This window comes from Phenylobacterium sp. (genome assembly GCF_031181185.1).
GTDB lineage: Bacteria > Pseudomonadota > Alphaproteobacteria > Caulobacterales > Caulobacteraceae > Phenylobacterium.
The window spans coordinates 1-2,620 of record NZ_JAPSKZ010000294.1 but is presented as its reverse complement, the minus strand read 5'-3'; the positions used below and the strand labels follow the sequence as shown (position 1 = coordinate 2,620).

Sequence of the window (2,620 nt, the reverse complement as noted above, 5' to 3'; positions counted from 1 at the left end):
TGTCGCGCCATGCCCTCCAAAAAGGACTGGGCCTCGGCGGCTCCGGGGCTCGATAGCAAGAGGGGGGTTGCGACAGCCGTCGCGATGAGCAGGCGCATGGTCATTCTCCCAGCAAGATGCGCCGCCTTTGACAGAGGGCCGCCCACCCCCGCCAAAGGATTGCGGCGAGCGCCTCCAACTGGTGCGACGATCGCCGCCTGTGACGACCAGCGCCTGCGGAGCCGCGACGAACGCCTCGGTCAGCGCCGGGCGGAGGCGCACGGAACGCCCGGTGACATCCGTCGCGGCGCGCGCGGCGTCCGTCGCGCGGCGCGCGACGTCGCCAACACGGCCTGACAGGCTTGCGGGGCCTTGAAACATCCCGAGCAAGCCATGACGCCTGACCGACCCGGCTCTGCAAATTCAGAGGTCCGCCCCACGACGAACCCGCGCCACCGCGCTCGCGCCGTCCTGACGACCTCCGCCGCGGGTCGTCGCATGACGAACGGCTTGCGACGGCGCGACTCCACGCCCGGCCTTGGCCGCAGCGGCCTTTGCCTGGCGGCGGCCCTGTCGGCCTCGGTGCTCGCAAGCTGCGCCTCTGTGTCGGTCGTCGACCCCTTGCAGGACGACGGCTCAGCCGGCTTCGCCGCAGCCTGCGTGGGCGTTCTGGCCGCCGAGCGGGCGGCCGCCGAAGCGACGGGCGGCGCCTTCAGCGTCGACGGTCACCGGGCGCTCAACGAGTGGATGTTCCAGGCCAGCCGCCGCAGGAGCCTGTTCGACGACGAGATCGGCCGGGCTGCGGAGCGCAGGAGGTGGGCCGAGAACCTCCCCGCGCCGGAGCGCGCCCGGCGGGTGGCCCTCTGCCTGGAGCAGGCGGGCGCGTGACCGGCTCGGTTCTAACATCCGCCGTCCTGGCCGCCGGCATGCTGGCGAGCCTGCTCATGACCGCCGGGGGCGGCGCTCAGGCCGCGGAGCCGGTGGCGCCGGCGGCGCTGGAACCGGTCGCGAACTGGTACATGACCGCCCCGATACTGGGCATGACCGTCGGCGTCACGCGCCCGGGCGAGCCGCCGCTGATCGCGGCCTGGGGACATCTCGATGCGGCGCGCTCGGTCCCGGCCGCGCCCGGCACGGTCTACGAGATCGGTTCAATCACCAAGACCTTCACGGCCGCCCTGGTCCTGCGCCGGGTGGATCAGGGGCGCATCTCGCTGGAGGACCCCGCGAGCAGGTGGCTGCCGGAGCTCCGCCAGGCGGCGCCCCGCGTCACCATCCGACACCTGCTCGCGCACACCTCCGGTCTCGCCTCGAACCCCGTGTTCGAGGATCTGTCCCGACCCGTCTCCGCCAACGACCTGCTGAGAGCCCTCAGGGAGCGGCCGGTGGAGTTCGAGCCGGGCGCCCGCTTTCGCTACAACAACAACGGCTACGCCCTGCTCGGCCTGATACTCGAGCGAGAGGCGGGGCTGCCGTACCGGGCCCAACTTCAACGGGAGTTGCTGGGGCCGCTCGGGCTGGAAAACACCGAGCCCTGCGAGTTCGAGGATCCCGATCGACCGACCGGCTTCGATCATGGCTACCGCACGGCGCCCCGGCCCGTCCCGCACCCGCGCCACCACCCGGACGCCAGCGGTCCGGCGGGGCTGCTGTGCTCGACAGCCGGCGACCTCCTTCGCTGGCAGGCCGCCCTGATGGGCGGCGCCGTCCTCGCCCCCGCCACCCTCGCCCGCATGGTTGAAGCCCAGACCCTCGCCGACGGCTCGGCCACACCCTACGGCCTCGGAATTTACGTGGACGCCGACGGCGAGCGCCTGCACCATGGCGGCGCCGTTTCCGGCTTCATCACCCAGATGGCGTGGCGGCCCAGGGATCGCATGGGGGTCGTGGTTCTGACGAACGGCGTATATTCAGGCGCGCTCGTGGAAAGGCTGGAGCAGGATCTGGGGCGCGTCGCGTCGGGCGGATCGTGGGCGGCGCCGCTCGACCTGCCCGTCGCCGCTGACGATCTCGAAGGCCTCACCGGCGTCTACCGCATAGGGGACGTCGGTCTGGAGGTCTTCGTCGTCGATGGTCATTTGCGCGCGCGGCCCGACGGACAGGTGGCGACCCGTCTGCTGCATCTCGGCGATGGCCGGTTCCAGGCGGAGCACGATCCCGCGACAACCCTGACCTTCCTGCCCAACGGGGATCTCCTGCTCGAAAGAGCCGGTCGGGCCCTGCCGCCGGGAAGAAGGGCGCCATGAGCTTCCTTCACGCCTCGCGCGCCGCCCGGTCGGCCACCATCTATGCCGTGATCATCTGGTCGATGGCGGCCCTGTTCCTGCTGATCGGCCACTATGCGAGCAGCGGCTCCGTGGGGCCCCGAGCCGTGCTCATCGCGGTCAGCGGCAGCGTTATCGGGGTTCTGGGAAGCATCATCCTCTTCGGGGCCGCCGCGCGGCAGATCGGCCTGCCCGCCCCCCGCCGCCTTCCCCTCGTCCTGGTGGCCGCCCTGGTTGTCGGCGCCGGCGTGGCGATAGCTGATGCTTCGGTGGGGGCCTGGCTGATCGTCCCGGCGGGGACCCATCGCCCCAATGTCTGGCTCTGGGCGATCGGAAGCTATCCGCTCATGGCGTCGCTTTGCGTCGCCTGCGCCACC

General features: G+C 71.6%; 3 protein-coding genes. All 3 read left to right on the top strand.

Annotated features, from left to right (window positions below; genetic code table 11):
- The first annotated feature begins 477 nt into the window (after positions 1 to 477).
- On the top strand, positions 478 to 867 hold the full coding sequence (locus RIF93_RS20055; RefSeq protein ID WP_309093209.1) for a hypothetical protein: 390 nt from the start codon (positions 478 to 480) through the stop codon (positions 865 to 867).
- 38 nt (positions 868 to 905) lie between these two features.
- Positions 906 to 2,225, top strand: coding sequence for a serine hydrolase domain-containing protein (locus tag RIF93_RS20050; protein WP_309093208.1), 1,320 nt, complete (start codon positions 906 to 908; stop codon positions 2,223 to 2,225).
- Positions 2,222 to 2,620: hypothetical protein (locus tag RIF93_RS20045; RefSeq protein WP_309093207.1), on the top strand; the 399-nt coding region annotated here is incomplete at its 3' end. The genes RIF93_RS20050 and RIF93_RS20045, both read left to right, overlap by 4 nt.